At 39.1% G+C, this 19,972-nt stretch carries 17 protein-coding genes; all 17 read left to right on the forward strand.

Annotated features, from left to right (window positions below):
* The first annotated feature begins 101 nt into the window (after positions 1 to 101).
* Positions 102 to 1,139 (forward strand): autoinducer 2 ABC transporter substrate-binding protein, encoded by a 1,038-nt coding sequence (locus ACDZ29_RS21065; protein WP_375088560.1) that lies wholly within the window; start codon positions 102 to 104, stop codon positions 1,137 to 1,139.
* A complete protein-coding gene (locus ACDZ29_RS21070; protein ID WP_375088561.1) occupies positions 1,129 to 3,000 on the forward strand; it encodes a sensor histidine kinase in 1,872 nt (623 codons plus the stop codon). The genes ACDZ29_RS21065 and ACDZ29_RS21070 overlap by 11 nt, the downstream gene beginning before the upstream one ends.
* Positions 2,966 to 4,282 (forward strand): response regulator, encoded by a 1,317-nt coding sequence (locus ACDZ29_RS21075; RefSeq protein WP_375088562.1) that lies wholly within the window; start codon positions 2,966 to 2,968, stop codon positions 4,280 to 4,282. The genes ACDZ29_RS21070 and ACDZ29_RS21075 overlap by 35 nt, the downstream gene beginning before the upstream one ends.
* Before the next feature lie 32 nt (positions 4,283 to 4,314).
* On the forward strand, positions 4,315 to 4,578 hold the full coding sequence (locus ACDZ29_RS21080; protein ID WP_375091189.1) for a helix-turn-helix domain-containing protein: 264 nt from the start codon (positions 4,315 to 4,317) through the stop codon (positions 4,576 to 4,578).
* Positions 4,579 to 4,769: 191 nt separating this feature from the next.
* The gene (gene rpe, locus ACDZ29_RS21085; protein WP_375088563.1) at positions 4,770 to 5,459 is read left to right on the forward strand and encodes a ribulose-phosphate 3-epimerase; all 690 of its coding nucleotides are present in this window, start codon (positions 4,770 to 4,772) and stop codon (positions 5,457 to 5,459) included.
* A complete protein-coding gene (gene rbsK / locus ACDZ29_RS21090; protein WP_375088564.1) occupies positions 5,456 to 6,424 on the forward strand; it encodes a ribokinase in 969 nt (322 codons plus the stop codon). Before rpe ends, rbsK begins: the two co-directional genes overlap by 4 nt.
* 23 nt (positions 6,425 to 6,447) lie before the next feature.
* Positions 6,448 to 7,995 (forward strand): sugar ABC transporter ATP-binding protein, encoded by a 1,548-nt coding sequence (locus ACDZ29_RS21095; protein WP_375088565.1) that lies wholly within the window; start codon positions 6,448 to 6,450, stop codon positions 7,993 to 7,995.
* Entirely contained in the window at positions 7,992 to 8,975 is a 984-nt protein-coding gene (locus ACDZ29_RS21100; RefSeq protein WP_098373089.1) for an ABC transporter permease, read from the forward strand. Before ACDZ29_RS21095 ends, ACDZ29_RS21100 begins: the two co-directional genes overlap by 4 nt.
* Before the next feature lie 15 nt (positions 8,976 to 8,990).
* Positions 8,991 to 9,965, forward strand: coding sequence for an ABC transporter permease (locus ACDZ29_RS21105; protein ID WP_375088566.1), 975 nt, complete (start codon positions 8,991 to 8,993; stop codon positions 9,963 to 9,965).
* Positions 9,966 to 10,031: 66 nt separating this feature from the next.
* Positions 10,032 to 11,069 (forward strand): autoinducer 2 ABC transporter substrate-binding protein, encoded by a 1,038-nt coding sequence (locus ACDZ29_RS21110; protein WP_098373087.1) that lies wholly within the window; start codon positions 10,032 to 10,034, stop codon positions 11,067 to 11,069.
* Between the two features lie 94 nt (positions 11,070 to 11,163).
* Entirely contained in the window at positions 11,164 to 12,828 is a 1,665-nt protein-coding gene (locus tag ACDZ29_RS21115) for a ribulokinase (RefSeq protein ID WP_375091190.1), read from the forward strand.
* Positions 12,828 to 14,285, forward strand: a complete 1,458-nt coding sequence (gene rhaB, locus ACDZ29_RS21120) for a rhamnulokinase (RefSeq protein ID WP_375088567.1) — start codon at positions 12,828 to 12,830, stop codon at positions 14,283 to 14,285. Before ACDZ29_RS21115 ends, rhaB begins: the two co-directional genes overlap by 1 nt.
* 15 nt (positions 14,286 to 14,300) lie before the next feature.
* Positions 14,301 to 15,596, forward strand: a complete 1,296-nt coding sequence (locus ACDZ29_RS21125) for a class II aldolase/adducin family protein (RefSeq protein WP_375088568.1) — start codon at positions 14,301 to 14,303, stop codon at positions 15,594 to 15,596.
* 119 nt (positions 15,597 to 15,715) lie between these two features.
* Positions 15,716 to 16,477 carry a DeoR/GlpR family DNA-binding transcription regulator gene (locus ACDZ29_RS21130; protein WP_375088569.1) on the forward strand — a complete coding sequence of 254 codons (762 nt, stop codon included), beginning with the start codon at positions 15,716 to 15,718 and terminating at the stop codon, positions 16,475 to 16,477.
* Positions 16,478 to 17,049: 572 nt separating this feature from the next.
* Complete coding sequence (locus ACDZ29_RS21135) at positions 17,050 to 17,949, forward strand: ABC transporter ATP-binding protein (RefSeq protein ID WP_375088570.1); 900 nt, start codon at positions 17,050 to 17,052, stop codon at positions 17,947 to 17,949.
* Positions 17,942 to 19,192 carry an ABC transporter permease gene (locus tag ACDZ29_RS21140; protein WP_375088571.1) on the forward strand — a complete coding sequence of 417 codons (1,251 nt, stop codon included), beginning with the start codon at positions 17,942 to 17,944 and terminating at the stop codon, positions 19,190 to 19,192. Before ACDZ29_RS21135 ends, ACDZ29_RS21140 begins: the two co-directional genes overlap by 8 nt.
* 199 nt (positions 19,193 to 19,391) lie before the next feature.
* On the forward strand, positions 19,392 to 19,694 hold the full coding sequence (locus ACDZ29_RS21145; protein WP_375088572.1) for a hypothetical protein: 303 nt from the start codon (positions 19,392 to 19,394) through the stop codon (positions 19,692 to 19,694).
* The last annotated feature ends 278 nt before the right edge of the window (positions 19,695 to 19,972 follow it).

The following is a 19,972-nucleotide window of genomic DNA, read 5'->3' on the forward strand; positions in this document are numbered from 1 at the left end:
GTGAACTTACCCGCATGAGAAAAGATCTCTCAAGTCATTCCTTATTACTGTATCTATGATACGAGCTAATGTTTAGAATTTAAGAAAGCAGGTAGCTAATCATGTTAAGGAAGCCCATCTTTTTTATTTTGTTTTTATTTATACTAACCGGCTGTGATCATTCTTCAGAATACGAGGTTATTTACAATGATGAAGAAAGTATCGATGTCACTACAAAACCTGTAGAGAATAAAAAAGATCCATATACGATAGCTGTTATACCTAAAATTGACGGAATTCCTTATTTTAACGCGGTAGAAGAGGGGGCGTTGGAGGCGGGAAAAGACTTAGGTGTTAAGGTCTTATATACAGGCCCACCTACCCCAAGCTCTGAAAAGCAGGAAGAGATTATAACAAATTTAATTGAAAAAAAAGTGGACGTAATTGCGGTATCTGCAAATGATCCATATAAATTAGGCAGGGTACTGCAAGAAGCAAAGCGTAAAGGAATCAAGGTGATCACCTGGGATTCTGATACTAATGCATCATACAGAAGCTTTTTTGTGAACATGATAGATCCTGAGATAATCGGCAGGCATGTAATGGATACTCTCGCAATGGAAATGGAAGAAAAAGGGGAGTTTGCGATTATGACGGGATCACCTACCGCTGCCAATCTTAATACATGGATTGATTGGATTCAAATCCAACAAAAAGAATATTATCCAACTATGAAACTAGTTGAAGTGGAATATACAAACGAAGATATTCATAAGGCGTATAAGGTAACACAAAATTTATTTAAGAAATACCCGGACCTAAAAGGAATTATTGGCATTTCAACGGTTAACCCTCCTGCTGCGGCTCAGGCTGTGAAAGATGCAGGGAAAATCGGCAAGGTTGCCGTAGTCGGTACATCGACTCCTAATTTAATGAATGAGTATTTACATGAAGGGGCTGCCCAGACCATTACGTTATGGAGTCCACAAAAGTTGGGTTACTTGACTGTTAGCCTAGCAAAAAACTTATTGAATGATGAATTTCCTTATGAGGGACAGAACATTAAGAACATAGGTAAGATTCAATTCAACGGTGATATGGTCATTATGGGAGAGCCCATCGATTTTACAAAGGAAAATGTGAACCAGTATGATTTTTAAAGGGAAAAAGCCGATCCAGATAAAAAACCTGCGTTTAACGACAAAACTAGTTACAACCTATACATTATTAACGGTTCTACCTATGGCCTTCCTCGGGTTCATTGCATACTGGCAATACACTAAATCAATAGAAGAAGAAGTCGGCGAATATATTCCCCGTCTGGTCAAACAGGTTAATGGCAACATTGAAAATGACATTCAAAAACTAGAGGCCTTACCTAATTTAATTTATAATTCCGGTGATGTTATGGCTATTTTAAGAGACAGCCAATCAAAAAAAAAATCGGTTTTGCTACACGATGAATATATCATGAAGAGTTATTTGACAAGGACCTATTTAAATAACAATTCATCTCATATTTTGGGTGCGTTTCTTGTTTCCAAGAATCGTACATTTGCAAGTACAAGTCTGCATTATGACAGTTTTGGGTTTGAAGATGGTTCCTTACCATATGCAGAGGACCTAGGATTGTTAGGCGAGATGCAGTTGCTCCTTCCTAATCAGACTAATTTAACGTTTGAAGGGAATCCCTCCTATTTTATGCTGGTCAAACCAATTACTGATTTCGATAATAGAAAAAATCTAGGAACGCTCTATATAGCCATCGATGTAGCCTTTTTTGAGCAATCACTTCAGGATTTACAGAAGGAAGAGAATGTAACGATGTGGATCATGAATAAGCAGGGGAAGATAATTTATCATAAGGATCATTCAAAAATTGGTTCTGTGGAAAAAGGGATACATGATTACCCATTACTGAATGGTAGTTTTCGTACAGAAATCGATGGGAAACGGAATTTAATCAGTATAAGTGAATCAAATGAGCTGCCATGGGTACTCGTACATAGCATGCCAATCAAAAACATGACGGAAAAAACGGATGTTATCCGAAATGTGACAATTTTCGTTTTTCTCCTGTTCACACTCATTACTACATTGATCTCTATCTTTTTTGCCTGGACCGTTACACGTCCACTAAACGAATTAGGAGATATCATGAAGCGGGTGGAAAAAGGGGATTTATTAGTAGATATACCCATCCATTCCAAGGATGAAGTCGGGATGCTTGCGAACAGTTTTCGATCAATGCTTGCGGAGATAAGAGAGCTGATTCAAAAAAACTACCACATTGAACTGCGAAAAAAAACAGCTGAATTATACGCCCTTCAATCTCAAATAAATCCTCACTTTATGTATAATACGCTGGAAACCATAGGCATGGCTGTGGAAGAAGGAGAGAGCGAGGAAGTCGTGAAGATGGTGACACTGCTTGGCAGAATGATGCGCTTTTCAATCAGTAATAAAGAAAGCTTGGTTCCAATAAACAGTGAAGTTCAGCACATTGAAGATTATTTAAGCATCCAACAATTCCGTTTTGAAGATCGTTTGCATTTTATGATAGAAAAAGGGGCAGATACGGTTAATTATTATATACCCAAGTTTGTTTTACAGCCAATCGTTGAAAATTCCATTAAGTATGGACTGGAAAAAAGAAAGGAAATAGACATTCAAATACATATTTCTGAAGAGGAAACTCAGACGGGTGAGGAAGGTCTTTTGCTGATAGTCAGTGATAACGGACCAGGGATAACAGAAAACAAATTAATTGAATTAAATGAAAAGTTACGTTTGGATCCAATGATGAAAAGAGACTCTGGTTTTGGGATTATCAATGTAAATGCAAGAATTGGCATGATGTTCGGGGAACAATATAACCTTCAAATTAATAGCGAATACGGAAAGGGAACGAGTGTGGTTATACGACTTCCCAAAATAAATGCCCAACAAGTAAGCATGTATGTTCAAGGAGAGGAGAAGACCAGAGATGAAACAAAGGGTCAAGACGGTCATTGTAGATGATGAACCAAGGATAAGAAGAGGCATAGAAAGACTAGTACAATCTTGTGGGGATGAGTGGCAGGTTGTAGGTGTTTACTCCGATGGCCAAGAGGCCTACGATGCAATTATCAATCAGGTAGAAGAAGTTGATGTATTAATAACAGATGTACAAATGCCAGTCATGGACGGGTTAACGTTAATCCAACAGTTGAAAAAAACTAAACCAACGCTATTTCCTTTCATTATAAGCGGGTATGATGATTTTCTCTATGTACAAACTGCCCTAAGGGAAGGTGCTGTCGATTATATATTGAAACCGATTGATCGAGAAAAGTTTAAACTGCAATTGAAGAATGTGCAGGAAAAAGTAATTGAGGCGCGAAAGGAAAGGGAAAAGATAGGAGAAATAGAAGAAAGAGCCTTGATATTAACCCATGAAAAGCAGCTTCAACTGCTGATGGAAATAACGTGGAAAGATGCAATGGACTTATCATTACTTGAATGGACGCGGCAATTTCCAGAAGGAGCCTATTCCCTGATCCATATTGGAATCGATCAAACATCTGCCAAAACCCAAAGTTTTTCTCCAGAAGATTGGGGGAGATGGAATGATGTTATAAAAAAGCTGATAAAAGAATTACTAGATGATCATTCAACGCATTGGATGTGGAAAGATAGTCTACATGCCAGTTGGTTATTGATTAAGGATACTCCCGCTACAGCTTTGGAGCAATTGTGTATAACATTAAAAACAACTGTCCAACGGCAAACCCCTTTTACGGTTTCTATTGCCCTTGGGAATGAGTTTAATGACCTTACTCTGTTAGTTAATATGAAAGATGAATTACGATCTATCTTGCAATATCGAATGATACAAGGAGGCAATAAAATTTTCAAAACTGAAATGCTTAAACATGTATCCTATAATAAAGTGATCGAAGTGCCGCCATCCATCTATAAATGGGCAGAAGAGACAGTGGAGGCGATGGAGCATGGGGAAGAAGCTGCCATTCGTTCTCTCAGGCAATTTTTTAACGAATTGAAAGATGTCACTTCCCCTTTCGTAATACAAGAATCGGTTCGTTATTTGTCTATTAGAATTATTAATAGATGGATCAAAAGTGATGGGTTTAAAGAGCTTCCGCTTTTACTTGAGGAAGCATTTAGCATTGCCGAGGATTCTTCTCATTTTAATCATTTAAAAAAGGAGACGGAGCGCTGGGTCATGAATATGTTAAAAAGCAAGCAGCCTTTCAAAATGACCAAACAGATCCCATACGGCAGGCAAAAGAATGGATTCTAAAACATTTAGGCGACAACGTCACAATAAAAAAAATTGCTAATCATGTCCATTTAAATTCAACCTATTTTTGTGAGTATTTTAAAAATCAGACAGGTGAAACCGTGCTTGACTATGTAACAAATGAACGGTTAAAAGTGGCGAAGGAATTATTAAGTCATACAGATTTAAAGATTTACGATATTGCTTCAAAAGTAGGCTATCAAGATACCAAATATTTTAGTCGGCTGTTTAAACAATGGACAGGACAACTGCCGTCTCAATATCGAGATACTCATGAGTTTTTTGTGAAAAAGTAGAAGCTTCCATTCCGGAGCTTTTTTTTATGTCTACATTGAAAATGTCCCGAAGAAAATCCCCCCTACCCGAATTTTATCACCTACCAGCTTATGCCAATTCCCTTTATAGTGAAAGTATCAACAAAGAAAGCGCTTCCTTTATAAAGAAAACGCTTTCTTGATAAAAGACGAAATGGAACGGGAGTGTTTATATGACCTTAATTGGACCCTCACTTATGTGTGCAGATATGGGGAATTTACAAGAATCAGTAATGAGATTAGACCGTGCAGGTGTTGATTTCTTTCATCTAGATATAATGGATGGATCGTTTGTTCCTAATTTTACAATGGGCCCGGATCTAATTAAACGTATTAGGCAATTCTCGGATAAACCATTTGATGTTCACTTAATGGTTGAAAGACCGGAAGACCATTTAGATCTTTTCATTCAGTCGGGGGCAGATATGATTTCCATTCATGCAGAGGCAACTGCCCATTTACAGAGATCATTACAAAATCTGAAGAATGATGGGATTAAGGCAGGGGTAGCCTTAAATCCATCAACCCCCATCACAGAGCTTGAACATGTATTGGATGTAGTCGATTATGTAACGGTGATGACGGTGAATCCTGGTTTTGCCGGGCAGTCTTTTGTACCGCTTATGTATAAGAAAATAAAAAAGATAAAAGAATTAATTCAATCGGAAGGCTACCAAATTGATATTCAGGTAGATGGAAATATTGGGTTCGAAACCATTCCGGGTGTATTGCAAAATGGAGCCGACATGTTGGTTTGCGGTACGTCCTGTTTATTTAAAAAGGATGTATTACTGGAAGATGCCGTTGGCCAACTCCGGGCATTCTTAGAGCAAATGAAAATGAAAAACGAGGGTTGTGCATGAAAGGGATTGTAGTGGTAGGGAGTATTAATATGGATATTGTCGCAGTCACTAATCAGTATCCAGCCCATGGGGAAACGATCTTCGGAGAAAATATGAAACTATTAAGTGGTGGAAAAGGCGCAAATCAAGCAACGACGTGCGCTAAACTTGGAAAGCCAGTAAAGCTAATCGGTGCGGTTGGCGAGGACGCATTCGGACATGAAATAGAACGTTCTCTTCTTCAAAATAACGTGAACATATCCTCCCTGAAACATGTTGCAGAACATCCAACTGGTTGCGCAGTCATTACAGTAGATGCTACAGCAGAAAACACGATGCTTGTCATTAAAGGGGCCAATGACGATTTGAAAAGAAGAGATATTGACCATTGTTTTTCTACCATCAGTGATGACTATGCTGTTCTACTTGTACAGATGGAAATTCCTAGTGATGCTGTTTTGCATGCCATGAAAAGGGCTAAAGAAAAAAATATGTTTATTATCCTAGACCCTGCCCCTGCAGAAGGGGTAACGACTGAAGCACTGACGTATGCCAATTTAATTACGCCGAATTGGCAGGAAACAAAAGTGTTGACTGGGATCGACGTCAACTCGAAGGAAAGTGCATGCAAAGCGGGTGTTTTCTTTAAGAATCATTTTGGCGTGGACAGCATTATTAAGTTGGGCCACAAAGGAGCATTGGTGTATCAAAACGGTGAAACAACCTTTATCGAGCCCATTGCTGTAAAGGCTATAGATACAGTGGGGGCAGGAGACTCATTCGCAGGCGCCCTTGCCTGTGCCATTGCAGATGGGGAGGCGATCGAATCTGCAGCTGAGTTTGCTTCAATTGTAGCAGCGATGAAGGTAACGAAAATGGGGGCCCAAGATGGTGTGCCCACGCTAGCAGAAGTGGAACATTTTTGTGAAACCAATAACATTAATTACTATGGAAAAAAACAAAAGTTGAATCAAATTTATGACTGATTAAGGTTGGAAAGGAGAGAAATATGTCTGATTTCTTATTGCAAATGACGAATGTCAGTAAAACCTTCCCTGGTGTAAAAGCACTGGATAGTGTTCAGCTTGAAGTGAAAAAAGGAGAAGTTCATGCACTAATAGGTGAGAATGGTGCCGGGAAATCAACGCTCATTAAAATATTAGCTGGTATTTATCGACCGGACCCTGGCGCCAAGTTTTACTTTGAAGGAAAAGAAGCAGAAATTCAAAAACCGATTGATGCTACGTTAAAAGGTATTTCAATCATTTATCAGGATTTAAGTTTATTTTCAAACCTATCTGTAGCTGAAAATATCTATATTGGCCGGGATAGTGACAAAAAACCATGGAAAAAGATTAGATGGAAGGAGATGGAAGATACAGCAAAACGGGCACTTAAAGAACTAGAATTTGAGATTGATGTTCAAACACCCGTTGAAAAATTAAGCATTGCTCAACAGCAGCTGATTGAAATCGCCAGAGCCCTCGCTTTTGATTCAAAGTTGATTGTAATGGACGAACCGACTTCCTCCCTATCCACTGGGGAAGTTGAAAAGCTTTATAAAGTTATACAAAAATTAAAGGATCGCGGAATTTCCATAATCTTTGTCAGCCACAAGTTAAAAGAGTTATTTACTGTTTCCGATCGATTTACAATATTGCGCGATGGAAAATATGTAGGTACTTACGAAACCGAAGAACTTGAAGAAGATAAATTAATCACACTAATGGTGGGACGTCAGATTTTATATAAAAAGAATATGGTAAAAGGAAAAACGGGAAAAACTCTTTTGGAACTGAATGGATTATCAAAAGAAGGTAACTTTAAAGATATTTCTTTTGAATTGAAAGCTGGAGAAGTCCTTGGGATTACTGGACTTGTCGGATCTGGAAGAACAGAGCTTGCACAGGCAATATTTGGGGTCAACAGTCCCTACGATGGAATTATGAAAATAAATGGGGTTTCTACTAAAATCAAGTCTTCTGAACATGCTGTAAAACAAGGGATTGCGTATATTCCAGAAAGCAGAAAAACGCAAGGACTCATCCTTCGCCAGTCCATAATCAATAATATTTCATTACCTGTTTTGAAACAATTGAGAAATAAATTCAAATTAATTAAGCGACAGGAAGAAGTTAAGCTGGCTGATCACTATATGAAAACGCTAGATGTTAGACCGGCTTTGCCTAAAAGAGCAGCGGGTGACCTGTCAGGAGGAAATCAGCAGAAAGTCGTGATCGGCAAGTGGCTTTCTACCAAACCACAAATCCTAATTATTGACGAACCGACGAATGGGATTGATATTGGGGCGAAGTCTGAAATTCATAAGTTAATGAGGGAACTGGCGGCTGAAGGAATGGGCATTATTGTGATTTCTTCAGAGCTTCCAGAAGTACTTGCTGTCAGTGATCGAATTTTGGTCATGAGACATGGAAGAATAGCCGGAGAACTTGGTATAGAAGAAGCGACACAGGAAAATATCATGAATTATGCTCTGCTTGGTTCCCAATCGCCTTCCAAAAAAGGGCTTCCGCTAAAAGAGGAGGTACGTGCATGAACGCCATTTTGAAGTCGAAGGAAATCAGCATCGCTATGATTGTATTGCTTCTATGTATTACATTGACATTCTTAAGCCCGTATTTTTTAACTGTAGACAATTTGCTGGATGTACTAAAAGGGAATGCTGTCCTTGGAATTCTGGCGGTGGGTATGACACTTGTCATCATCACTGGCGGGATTGACGTATCTGTCGCCGCTGTTACAAGCGCTGTCTGTGTCATCGTTGGGAAGGTAATGATGCTCATGCCAGACCATCCCATCTCTATCCTATTACTCTTTTTGATTGGGCCATTTCTTGGGGTTTGTTTAGGTGCACTGAATGGACTGCTTGTTGCAAAGATTCAAATTCCAGCTATTGTCGTGACACTTGGAATGATGAGTATCATTAATGGTCTCGTGTTGTACATTACGAATGGACAGTATTTGAACAGCAGCAGTTTTCCAACCGTATTCATCAAGTTTGCTAGTTTTGAGGTGTTTGGTGTATCTATCATCATTCTTATTTTTATCGCCGTTGCCCTGTTTACTTGGTATATTTTGAAATACACATTAATCGGTCGCGAAGTATTGGCGATTGGCGGTAATAAAGATTCAGCCATTCGGGTTGGGATAAATTTTGACAAAGTTCAAATCTTTGTCTTCTCCTATATGGGCTTTCTCGCAGGAATAGCAGCCATAGCTCAAACAGCTTATACAAAGGCTGTGGATCCAAATGGAATGCTTGGTCTTGAGCTGATGGTCATAGCAGCCGTTGTTTTGGGCGGTGCGAACATCATGGGGGGGCGCGGTACCATTTTGGGAACGGTTTTGGGCGTTCTTCTGCTAGGCATTGTACAAAATGGTCTTATCTTGGCAAAAATTGATACCTTTTGGCAAAAAGTATTCACTGGATTGATTATATTACTGGCGGTGTCATACGACCACATTCAATATAAGCGCTCAAAAGATAAGTTAGCAAAAATTGAAGTGGAAGCGTAAGAAAGAGGTGAAAAAATGAAACGGCTTTCAATATCAAAAGAAAATACTTTAGGTGTAATTACAGCAGGCTTGTTTGTGTTAATGAGTTTTTCGATACCTGGATTCTTTTCTTCAAATAATTTAACCAATATGATGTTCCAGCTTCCGGAGTTTGGTTTAATCGCTTTAGCTATGATGGTGGTGATTGTAACTGGAGGGATTGACCTTTCGATTACGTATACGGCTGCCTTGTCTGGCGTGACGATCGCACTTATGGCAAGCAGCGGATACCCAATGCTCGCCGCAATCTTAATCGGTGTTTTAGTCGGACTGAGCTGCGGATTGATTAACGGCGTACTCATCTCAAAAATCGGTGTTTCGCCAATACTGGTGACACTCGGAACGATGGTCCTTTTTGAAGGTGTGATCCTAAGCATTACGAAAGGAAATTCGATTTCAGGATTCAGTGAGGGTTATAGCTTAATTGGAAACGGTTACTATATGGGGATTGTTCCTCTTTCCATCATTATTTTTGTACTATTTGCCATATTAACAGCTATATTGCTGTCAAAAACCAAATGGGGCAGAAGCGTTTATATGGTGGGAAGCAATCCGATCGCCACATTATTTTCAGGGGTAAATAATAGTACGGTATTAATGAGGGTTTACTTATATGCAGCACTTCTTGCCACAATTGCTTCTATTATTATGACATCCCGTTATAATACAGCAAAAGTGGATCTGGGATCTTCTTATTTATTACAAAGTGTAGCGGCAGCCGTGCTTGGCGGAACAGAAATTCAAGGTGGTTATGGCAAAGTTATCGGCACAGTTTACGCAGTGATCATTTTCCAAATGTTATCAAGCGGATTGAACTTAATGGGTGTACCACGTTCGATCGTGACTGTAATGATGGGGGTTATTTTAATCACGGTATTGGTCATAAACTTCGTGAAAACGAAATTAGATGAAAAAAGTCAAAAGAATGTACCTTCAAACTCTGTAGCGTAATGTACAGGACCATGTAATCTTTGAAAATACTTTAGAAAAAATAAGAAAAATTCAAGGGGGATCATTATGAAGAAAATGACGGGGATCTTAGCAACAGCTATTTTAGCTGGGGGACTGTTAGCAGGCTGTGTATCACAAGAAGGAGCAACGGGAAACAGTGAAAAAGGAACTAGTGGCGGAGGTGGTAATGAGAAGTTGAAAATTGCCGTAGTTCCAAAGTTAATGGGGATACCATATTTCAATGCTTCTGAAAAAGGAGCGATTCAAGCAGGTAAAGACCTTGGTGTGGAAACCATTTACACAGGACCTACGGAACCGGATGCTGCACAGCAAGTAAAAGTCATTGAAGATTTAATTAGTCAAGATGTGGATGTAATCGCGGTAGCTCCAAATGACGCAGCATCACTCTCACCAGTCCTTCAAAAAGCGAAGGATGAAGGAATAATTGTAATGGACTGGGATACACCAGCTGATCAATCCCTTGTAGAATTATCCGTCCACCAAATAGACGATGAGGCATACGGTCGCCATATCGCTAAATCCCTCGTAAAACAAATGGGTGTTGAAAAAGGGCAAATCGCGATATTAACAGGGGGGCTTTCAGCTGCAAACTTAAACACCTGGATTGATGCAGCAAAGAAAGAACTGGAAGAGAATTATCCTGGTATTGAATTAGTTTCGGATAAAATCGCGACGGATGAAAAACAACAGGTGGCATACCAAAAAACATTGGATTTAATAAAATCAAATCCTGAATTAAAAGGAATCATGGCTTTTTCTACTCCGGCACCTCTTGGGGCAGCCCAAGCTGTTCAGGAAAAAGGACTGCAAGATGATATTACAGTCGTTGGAACGGCTCTACCGAAAGACTCTTCACCATATTTAGAAGATGGATCTCTAGATGTCGCCATTCTTTGGGAGCCAGACAAACTAGGTTATTTAACCGTTGCCCTTGCCAAACGTTTAGCTGAAGGGGAAAAACCAGAAGATGGTTTGAAAGTTGAAAATGTAGGTGAAATTGATGTGTGGGAAGATGGAAAAACAATCATCATGGGACCACCGACAGATTTTACGAAAGACAATGCAGCTGATTTTAATTTTTAGTGTTTGATAGACCAAAATGTCCCCTCTCAACAATCTAGAGGGGGCTTTTTATTAAAATCATTTAGTGACTTGCATGTTAGGAGATGTTGAAGGGATGAATGAGAGATATACAATTGGAATTGATTATGGAACTGAATCTGGCAGAGTGTTGTTAGTAGATATAGCGAACGGAAATGAATTGGCAACACATGTTACACCATATCGTCATGGAGTAATGTCTAATAGGCTTCCAGACGGTCGTAAACTTGAAAAAGATTGGGCTCTCCAGCATCCAGGTGATTATTTGGACGTTTTATACACTTCTGTTCCTGAAGTGATTCGGTTAAGTGGAGTAGATACAAATGATGTGATTGGCATTGGAATCGATTTTACCTCATGTACCATTTTGCCAATTGATAAGAAGGGAAATCCCCTTTGTTTTGATGAGAAATGGAAAAGGGACCCTCACAGTTGGGTGAAATTATGGAAACATCATGCCGCACAAAAAGAAGCGGATGATATTACACGCATTGCACAGGCAACGAATCAGCCATTCCTGCAACGATATGGCGGGAAAATTTCTTCTGAATGGATGTTTCCTAAGATATTGCAAGTGTTGCGAGAAACACCAGATATCTATGAAGAAACGGATCTATTTATGGAAGCCGGGGATTGGATTACCTTCCGACTGACGAATGAGCTGGTACGCAGCAGTAATATGAGCGGTTATAAAGCACTTTGGGATAAAGAAGATGGATATCCGGACCCTGCTTTTTTAGCGGCTCTTGATGAACGCCTTCTGGATATTCTGGATACAAAATTGCGTGGTGAAGTGTTACCCATAGCTGGGCGGTCGGGTGGTTTAACAGAAGAGATGGCTAAGAAGATTGGGTTGAAACCTGGTACGGCTGTTTCTGTAGCCATAATCGATGCCCATGCAGGTGTTCCAGCTGTGGGAGCCGTCCATCCAGGTCAATTTGTGATGACGATGGGAACCTCTACTTGCCATATGTTAATTGCTGAGAAAAAACAAACAATAGAGGGTATTTGCGGAGTAGTGGAAGATGGAATCATTCCCGGATCATTCAGTTATGAAACGGGACAGGTGGCTGTTGGCGATTCGTTTGCCTGGTATATTGAGCAAGCTGTTCCGGAGTATGTAAAGAAAGAAGCTGAGCAAGAAGGTGTCAATCTACATGACTTATTGGAAAAAAAGGCTTCCTGCTTAATGCCTGGTCAATCAGGGTTAGTGTCGTTAGATTGGTGGAATGGCAACCGAACAGTCCTTGTCGATGCGAACTTGTCAGGTGTCATTGCAGGGATTACTCTTTCTACGAAGCCGGAAGAAATATACCGTGCACTTTTAGAATCAACAGCTTTTGGAACAAGGAAAATCCTTGAAACATTTGAGAATGATGGTATAGAGATAACCGATTTGTTTGCCTGTGGCGGATTACCTCAAAAAAATAAACTATTAATGCAGATATATGCCGATATTTTAAATCGCGAAATTAAAATCGCGGATGGGGAACAAGTGGTTGCATTAGGAGCAGCCATATACGCAGCCACAGCTGCCGGCCGTATAAATGGTGGGTATGATTCCATAGAGGAGGCTGCCTCTAAAATGGCAAAAGTAAAAGAAGAGTCTTTTATACCGGTTAAAGAAAATGTAAGGATCTATAAACAACTCTATGCCTATTATTTAGAGCTGCATGACTTCTTTGGCCGTGATCACAATTCCATAATGCATGGTTTAAAGAAATTGAGGAGTGTGGACTAATGATACATATAGCGGTGGATATTGGTGCTTCAAGTGGCCGGCTGGTCTTAGGGAAGATGGAGAACGGGAAATTAGTAATTGAAGAAATTCATCGATTTGCGAATGGCTTCACCAAACAAAATGAAACATGTTTTTGGGATATTGATCATTTATTGAATGAAATCTTAAAGGGGTTAGAATCAGCAAAAAAGCTTGGATACGACCACTGTACACTTGGCATTGATACGTGGGGAACGGATTACGTATTGTTGGATGATGATGGACAGAGAGTGCAAGAAGTTATCTCTTATCGTGATAAGCGCACCGAAAATACAATCGAAAAGGTCACAAGAACCCTACCTAAAGAAATCATTTATCAAAAAACGGGGATTCAATTCTTATCATTTAACACGTTATATCAATTGTACGAAGAAGACCCCAAGAAGCTGAAAGGTACCATGAATGTCATGACTGTGCCTGATTATTTAGGTTACTGCCTAACGGGAAAAAAGGTCACAGAAGTTACAAGTGCTTCTTCGATGCAATTATTGAATGTAAACACGAAGAAGTTTGATGAAGAGTTACTGAACCTGATTGCATTATCTAAAGATCAATTCCCGCCTTTTGCTAATCCGGGAGAACGATTAGGAAAACTGATGAAAGAATGTTTTTCTACTTTTGATCTTCCCGATACAGAAGTGATTATCGTTGCTTCACATGATACTGCTTCCGCCATAGTCGGTTCACCTGGTAATGGAGAGGAATGGGCCTATATTAGTAGCGGAACGTGGTCGTTGCTTGGGATTGAAAGCGATAAACCGATCGTGAATGAGTTAGCCCTTAAAAACAATTATACAAATGAATGGGGTGCATACGGAACCTTCCGCTTCCTGAAAAATATCATTGGCATGTGGGTTATTCAAGAAGTCAGAAGACATTTGAAGGAAGACTATAACTTCGAGCAGTTTGTATTTGAGGCAGAGAAAATAAATGAGTGCAGGCAGTTCATCAACTTTTATGATAAACGATTTTTAAATCCAGAAAATATGATTCAAGAAATTCAGCAGTATTGTCGCGAGACGAATCAGGAGATTCCACATACAGTGGGTGAATTAGCGAACTGTATATTTACAAATATGTCTATTATTTATGCGATGTCCATTCGGCAAATAGAAGAGGTAACGGGGAAAAGAATCGAGCAACTTCATATTGTCGGTGGAGGAGCGAAAAATGAATTCGTTAATCAACTTACGGCAGACCTTAGCGGGAAAACCATATACGCTGGACCAACAGAGGCTACAGCGATTGGGAATATACTAGTGCAAATGATTTCAGGCAATGAATTAAGCGATTTACAAACGGCACGTAAGTTAATACAACACTCGTTTCTTGTAAAAAAATATGAGCCAAAAGAAAAAATTGGATCATCCTTGATTGAAAAATTCAAACAAGCAATTTCCATGAAAGAATATAAATAATAGGAGTGATAAAGTATGAATGAAAATCTGCATCCAGCCGAACAAATTGTTATGATCATGGAACGTGTCTATAAGTATGGCATGACAACAATTTCAGGAGGAAACCTGTCTATTCTAGATGAAAATGGTGACCTTTGGATTACTCCATCGGGCATTGATAAAGGAACATTAACCATGAATGATATCATGTGCGTCAAAAAAGACGGTACAGTCATAGGGAAACATAAACCATCGGTAGAACTTCCCTTTCATCAGGGGATTTATGAAGCTAGGCCGGACATTAAAGCTGTCGTACATGCACATCCCCCGGCATTGGTTTCCTTTAGTATGGCACGCAAGGGACCAAACCCAAAGTTGCTTTTACATGCATATAAGAGTGTAGCAGACTCCCTTCAGGTTGCACCCTATGCGATTCCTGGAAGCGACAAGTTAAAAGAAAATATTTCGGCTGAATTTGCAAAAGGAGGGGATGCAGTCATATTGGAGAATCATGGTATAGTGGTAGGGAAACCCACTATTTTTGATGCTTTTATGTTGTTTGAAACCCTTGAAGATACTGCATGTATGGAAATAAATGCGAGAAATATAGGGAAACCCTTTGAACTGACCGAACAAAATTTACAAGAAATAGATTTATATAAAGTGGATAAATTAACACAGATAGAAATGAAGCACCATTCTGTCGAAGAGGATTCTTGCCGTCAAGAAATGATCAGGTTATTGGAACGGTTATATGATCGTCAGCTTTTTACAAGTATATCAGGCAGCTTTTCAACACGACTTAAAGATGGATCTATCTTAATCACGCCTTCTCAACAAGACCGTAAATATATTAAGGAAGATGAATTGGTTCTTATTCATCAGGATTTTAGTGAAGCTGGCAAGGAACCATGTGAGTTTTATGAACTTCATCAAAAAATATATGAGTTAAACCCGGAGCTTACATCGGTAATCATTGCGAACCCAAGATTTTTAATGGCCTATGCAGTGACAGATGTTAAATATAATACACACATAATTCCAGAGGCCTACATTGTTCTTCGGGATATAGATAAAGTCCCTTTTGGAATGGGGGAAGATCATAATAGAATGATTGCCGATAAACTAGCAGAGGATAATCCTGTCCTATTAATTGAAAATGGGTATGCAGTTGTCTCAGGAAAAAGTTTACTGAGTGTATTTGATAGGCTAGAAGTAGCTGAATATAGTGCAAAAGCATTGGTGTACGCTAAAAGTATTGGCGAAGTAATCGATATTAGTGATGAAGATATTGAAGAAATTATTGAAGGTTTTAAACTAATTGCCAAATAACGATATTAATGAAAAAAAGCAGTTCCTAAGCTCTCTATTTATATAGAGGGCTTAATATATGTTACAATACAAAAACAAACAAAAGTAAACAAAGATTATATAGATAGGAGAAAGTTGGAATGCTTGTAGCTCAAAGACACCAAAAAATTGTCGAACTCGTAAATGAACGTTCGAGTATTCGTGTTACAGAATTAAGTGAAATCTTTTCAGTTACGGAGGAAACAATCCGGCGTGATCTCGAAAAGCTTGAGAAAGAAACAAAACTTATACGCAGCCACGGCGGTGCGGTTAGCCTGCAAGAAGATGATTCGGAAATCCATTTTTCCGAAAGAGTGATAACAAATGTCAACGAAAAAAAAGTGATAGCATATGAAGCGGCAAAGCGGGTAGTGGAAGGTGACAGGATTATTTTAGATGCAAGTACAACTGCCTGGTATATGTCAAAAGCCTTACCAAACATACCGCTAACGGTTATTACCAATTCCACTAAAGTGATTATGGAATTGAGTAAAAAAGAAAAAATAGAGGTTATTTCAACAGGGGGAAGATTGCTGTCAAAGTCTTTATCATTTGTTGGTCCGATAGCAGAGAAATCATTAACGATGTATCATGTCAACAAAACGTTTTTGTCTTGCAAGGGGATTCACCTAGAAGAAGGACTCAGTGATTCTAATGAGGGGCAGGCTCTATTAAAAAAGAAAATGATCGAAAGGTCGGATTCAGTGATTTTGATGGTAGATTCCTCAAAGTTTGGAAAAAAGGCGTTTTCGCTAATCGTACCGCCTAGTGAAGTGGATGAGATCATTACGGATGTAGAAATCGATGAAGCATCAAGACAATTGCTTGAAAATTGTCATGTAAAAGTGACGGTAGTAAAATAAAAACACACTTGCATCAGTTTAAATTTATCGCAAGCAAATAGACGAATTTATGGAAATAGGTTGGGTACCCAACCTATTTTTTGTTACGTTGGAACACTGTATATTTGATTATTCAGAGTGAATCGAAAGATAAAAATTTGGAAGAAAACGATGACCACCATTTATATTTCATCGACAACATTTTGCCGAAGTGATGGATAGCATAGCTGACATATACCTTTCTTTGCAATCGTATACGTTGGAAATGAGTTAACCGGATGCGAAAGGGGACATAAGGCTATTCAGTTTCGTGACATACTGGCTGTTAGGGGTAGGATGGAGACGTTACGGGAATGTGAATAACTCCATGTCATGCAATAAGAGGAGGAAAGGGAGGAGTATTTCTAAGATTCGCAGAAAAATCTTATTGCAAACTTTGCATTTCTTTTGAAATGGTGGATAGTGGAAATGTTTTTTTAGGAATTTGCATATAATCGTAGGAGAAAAGGAGTGATTTTTTTCTTGGTGATAGTTGAATTTGGAAAACATTTCCGATAATATAGATAAAGAATCATATAATAGGAGGTTGTCCATTGGCTTTACAAATCAAGGAAGTCACGAAAAAATTTGGGGATTTCACAGCTGTCAATCAGCTTGATTTAACGATCCCAGAGAAAGAAATGTTTGGGTTTTTAGGTGGGAACGGAGCGGGGAAAACGACCACGTTTCGGATGGTACTCGGCCTGCTTGACCCAACTGAAGGAGAAATAAGTTGGGGTGGTAAGAAAATCGATTATACGAATAGCTCATTGATTGGTTATCTTCCGGAGGAACGGGGGCTATATCCTAAACTGAAGGTGCGCGATCAAATAGTGTATTTGGCTAGATTAAGAGGGATGAATAAACGGGATGCTTTGAAAGAGCTAGAGTATTGGTTAGACCGCTTTATGGTACCCGAGTACATCGATAAACGAGTTGAAGAGCTTTCAAAGGGAAATCAGCAAAAAATCCAGCTGATCGCTTCCATGATACATAAACCAGAATTACTTATTCTTGACGAACCATTTAGCGGGCTGGATCCGGTTAATGTGGAAATACTGAAGAAAGCGGTCATCGACTTAAGGGACGGCGGGACGACGATCGTTTTCTCGAGCCATCGCATGGAGCATGTTGAGGAGATGTGTGAGCATCTATGCATCATGCATAAAGGTTCCCCGGTTGTGGCTGGGAAATTAAAAGAAATTAAGCGTTCTTTTGGTAAAAAGAATGTGTCGATTAAAGCTGATTTTGATTTATCTTTCTTGGATACCTATCCTGGTGTAACAAAAGTTAAGAACACGATGGAAGGGAAAATCCTTCAAGTCACTGGTGAAGATGTAGCAGAGACCATGATTCGTGATCTTGTTCCAAGAGGGTTCGTCCGGAAATTCGAATTGGAAGAACCTTCGCTGACTGATATTTTCATTGAAAAAGTAGGTGCAGTCTATGAATAAATTTTGGATTGTTCTTTCCCATACATATCTATCAAAATTAAAAACGAAATCCTTTATCATTTCTACAATCATTATGATGGCCTTGATTCTTGTTCTTACGAATATTTCGAAGCTTATTGATACTTTCGATAGTGATGATCAGGAAAAGGTTACCGTTATCGATCAAACTGAAAATCGCTTATTTGCTCCTTATAAGAGTGCGGTAGCAAGTGTGAACGAAGATCTCTCGGTACTATCCGCCAAGGATGAAAAGGAAGCGGAGGAAATGGTTAGCGCTGAAGAAATCGTTGGGTATCTGTTAATCGAAAACGATGACAGCGTCGGTTTCAAGGGAACGTATAAAGCGAATCAAATTTCAGATTCCATGGTAAGCAATGATTTGCTTCTCGCACTTACCCAATTGAAAGGTCAAATAACGGCGAAGGAATTGAAATTGACAGAGCAGCAAATCGCTCGATTGAATACACCGCCAGCCTTTGAAACGGTTGCGCTCCAGAAGAATGCCAAAACGGAAGAAGATCTTAATCAAGCACGCGGTCTCGTGTATGTGCTCTTATTCGTCATTTACTTCGGTGTATTGATGTATGCAACGATGATTGCAATGGAAGTAGCCACTGAAAAAACATCACGAGTCATGGAAATCCTGATTTCAAGTGTCCCGCCCGTCACGCAGATGTTTGCCAAAATAATGGGGGTGGCTTTGCTTAGTCTTACTCAAATGATTTTATTTTTTGGAGTGGGCTATTTCTCGATTAAACAAAACCTGACAGGTATGAATGAAGGATTCTTTTCATTTTTTGGTTTCGGCAACATCAATATCTCCACGATCATTTATGCGATCATTTTCGCATTGCTTGGCTATCTTCTGTACGCGACTCTTGCGGCATGCCTTGGGTCCGTTGTCAGCAAAATTGAAGATGTCCAGCAAATGATTTCACCGATGACCATGTTGGTGGTCATTGCCTTTATGATTGCGATGTTTGGACTGGGTAATCCTTCAGCCAGTTATATTACGATTACCTCTTTCATTCCATTTTTCACGCCAATGATCATGTTCCTACGCGTAGGCATGCTCGATGTCCCATTTTGGGAAATCGCCATCAGCATTGCAGTATTGATCTTAACCATTGTTTTACTTGGAATAATCGGAGCAAAAATCTATCGTGGTGGAGTCTTGATGTATGGAAGCTCAAAATCACTGAAAAGCATCAAGAATGCATTGCAATTATCAAAGAAACATTAACATGAAACCTGGATCCTTCATTGCCTTTTGGAGGTATTCAGGTTTTTTTAAAAAAGATGTGCCTATATTCAGCAGTAAACAAAGTGAATGATTAATAAATATTATGGGATAAATGAAAAAGGATTGAAAAGGAACATATATATAAGTGAACACATCTAAAATATTCCATTTATGCAACCACGATTAGGAGTGAATTATGATGAGCAATCTGGTAACTTTGACGATAGCATCAGAAGCGTTTCTCTTGCTATCCTTTATCATTATGATTTTATCAATAAGGAACCCGAAATGGAATGTTCTCTTGGTCATCCTGCTCATCATTGGAGGTGCACCGCTTCTATATTTAGCCATAGATCACGTGAAAAGCGATTATATGGATGCAAATATTGGATTGGGTCTGGCCTTTATGTTTACCTGGATCTATAGCGTAGTAGCCTTTATCATTGCCATCATCCTTTTAGTGAAAAAGAAAAGGAATCATAATAGTTCAAACGGACTGTAAGCATCACATTTTGTCATTTTAACTCAAAATGAAAATACAAAACGCAGAGGATACATGAAAAAATGTATCCCCTGCGTTTTTTTATGTTTTCGAGAAGCAAAAATTCAATGTAGAATTGTTTCTTACTATATAGGAACCTATCTTAAATGATGTCCTGTAAGCGAAGGAAATCATTCTTTTTTGTTCAATGTTCATTGTGACATTCCTGTAACAAACGTTTTCTACAATACATTTGAGTGGTGAACTTGAAAAAAATAAAGGCTAGGGGAGAACTACAT

Source organism: Peribacillus sp. RS7, assembly GCF_041956845.1.
Taxonomy (GTDB): domain Bacteria; phylum Bacillota; class Bacilli; order Bacillales; family DSM-1321; genus Peribacillus.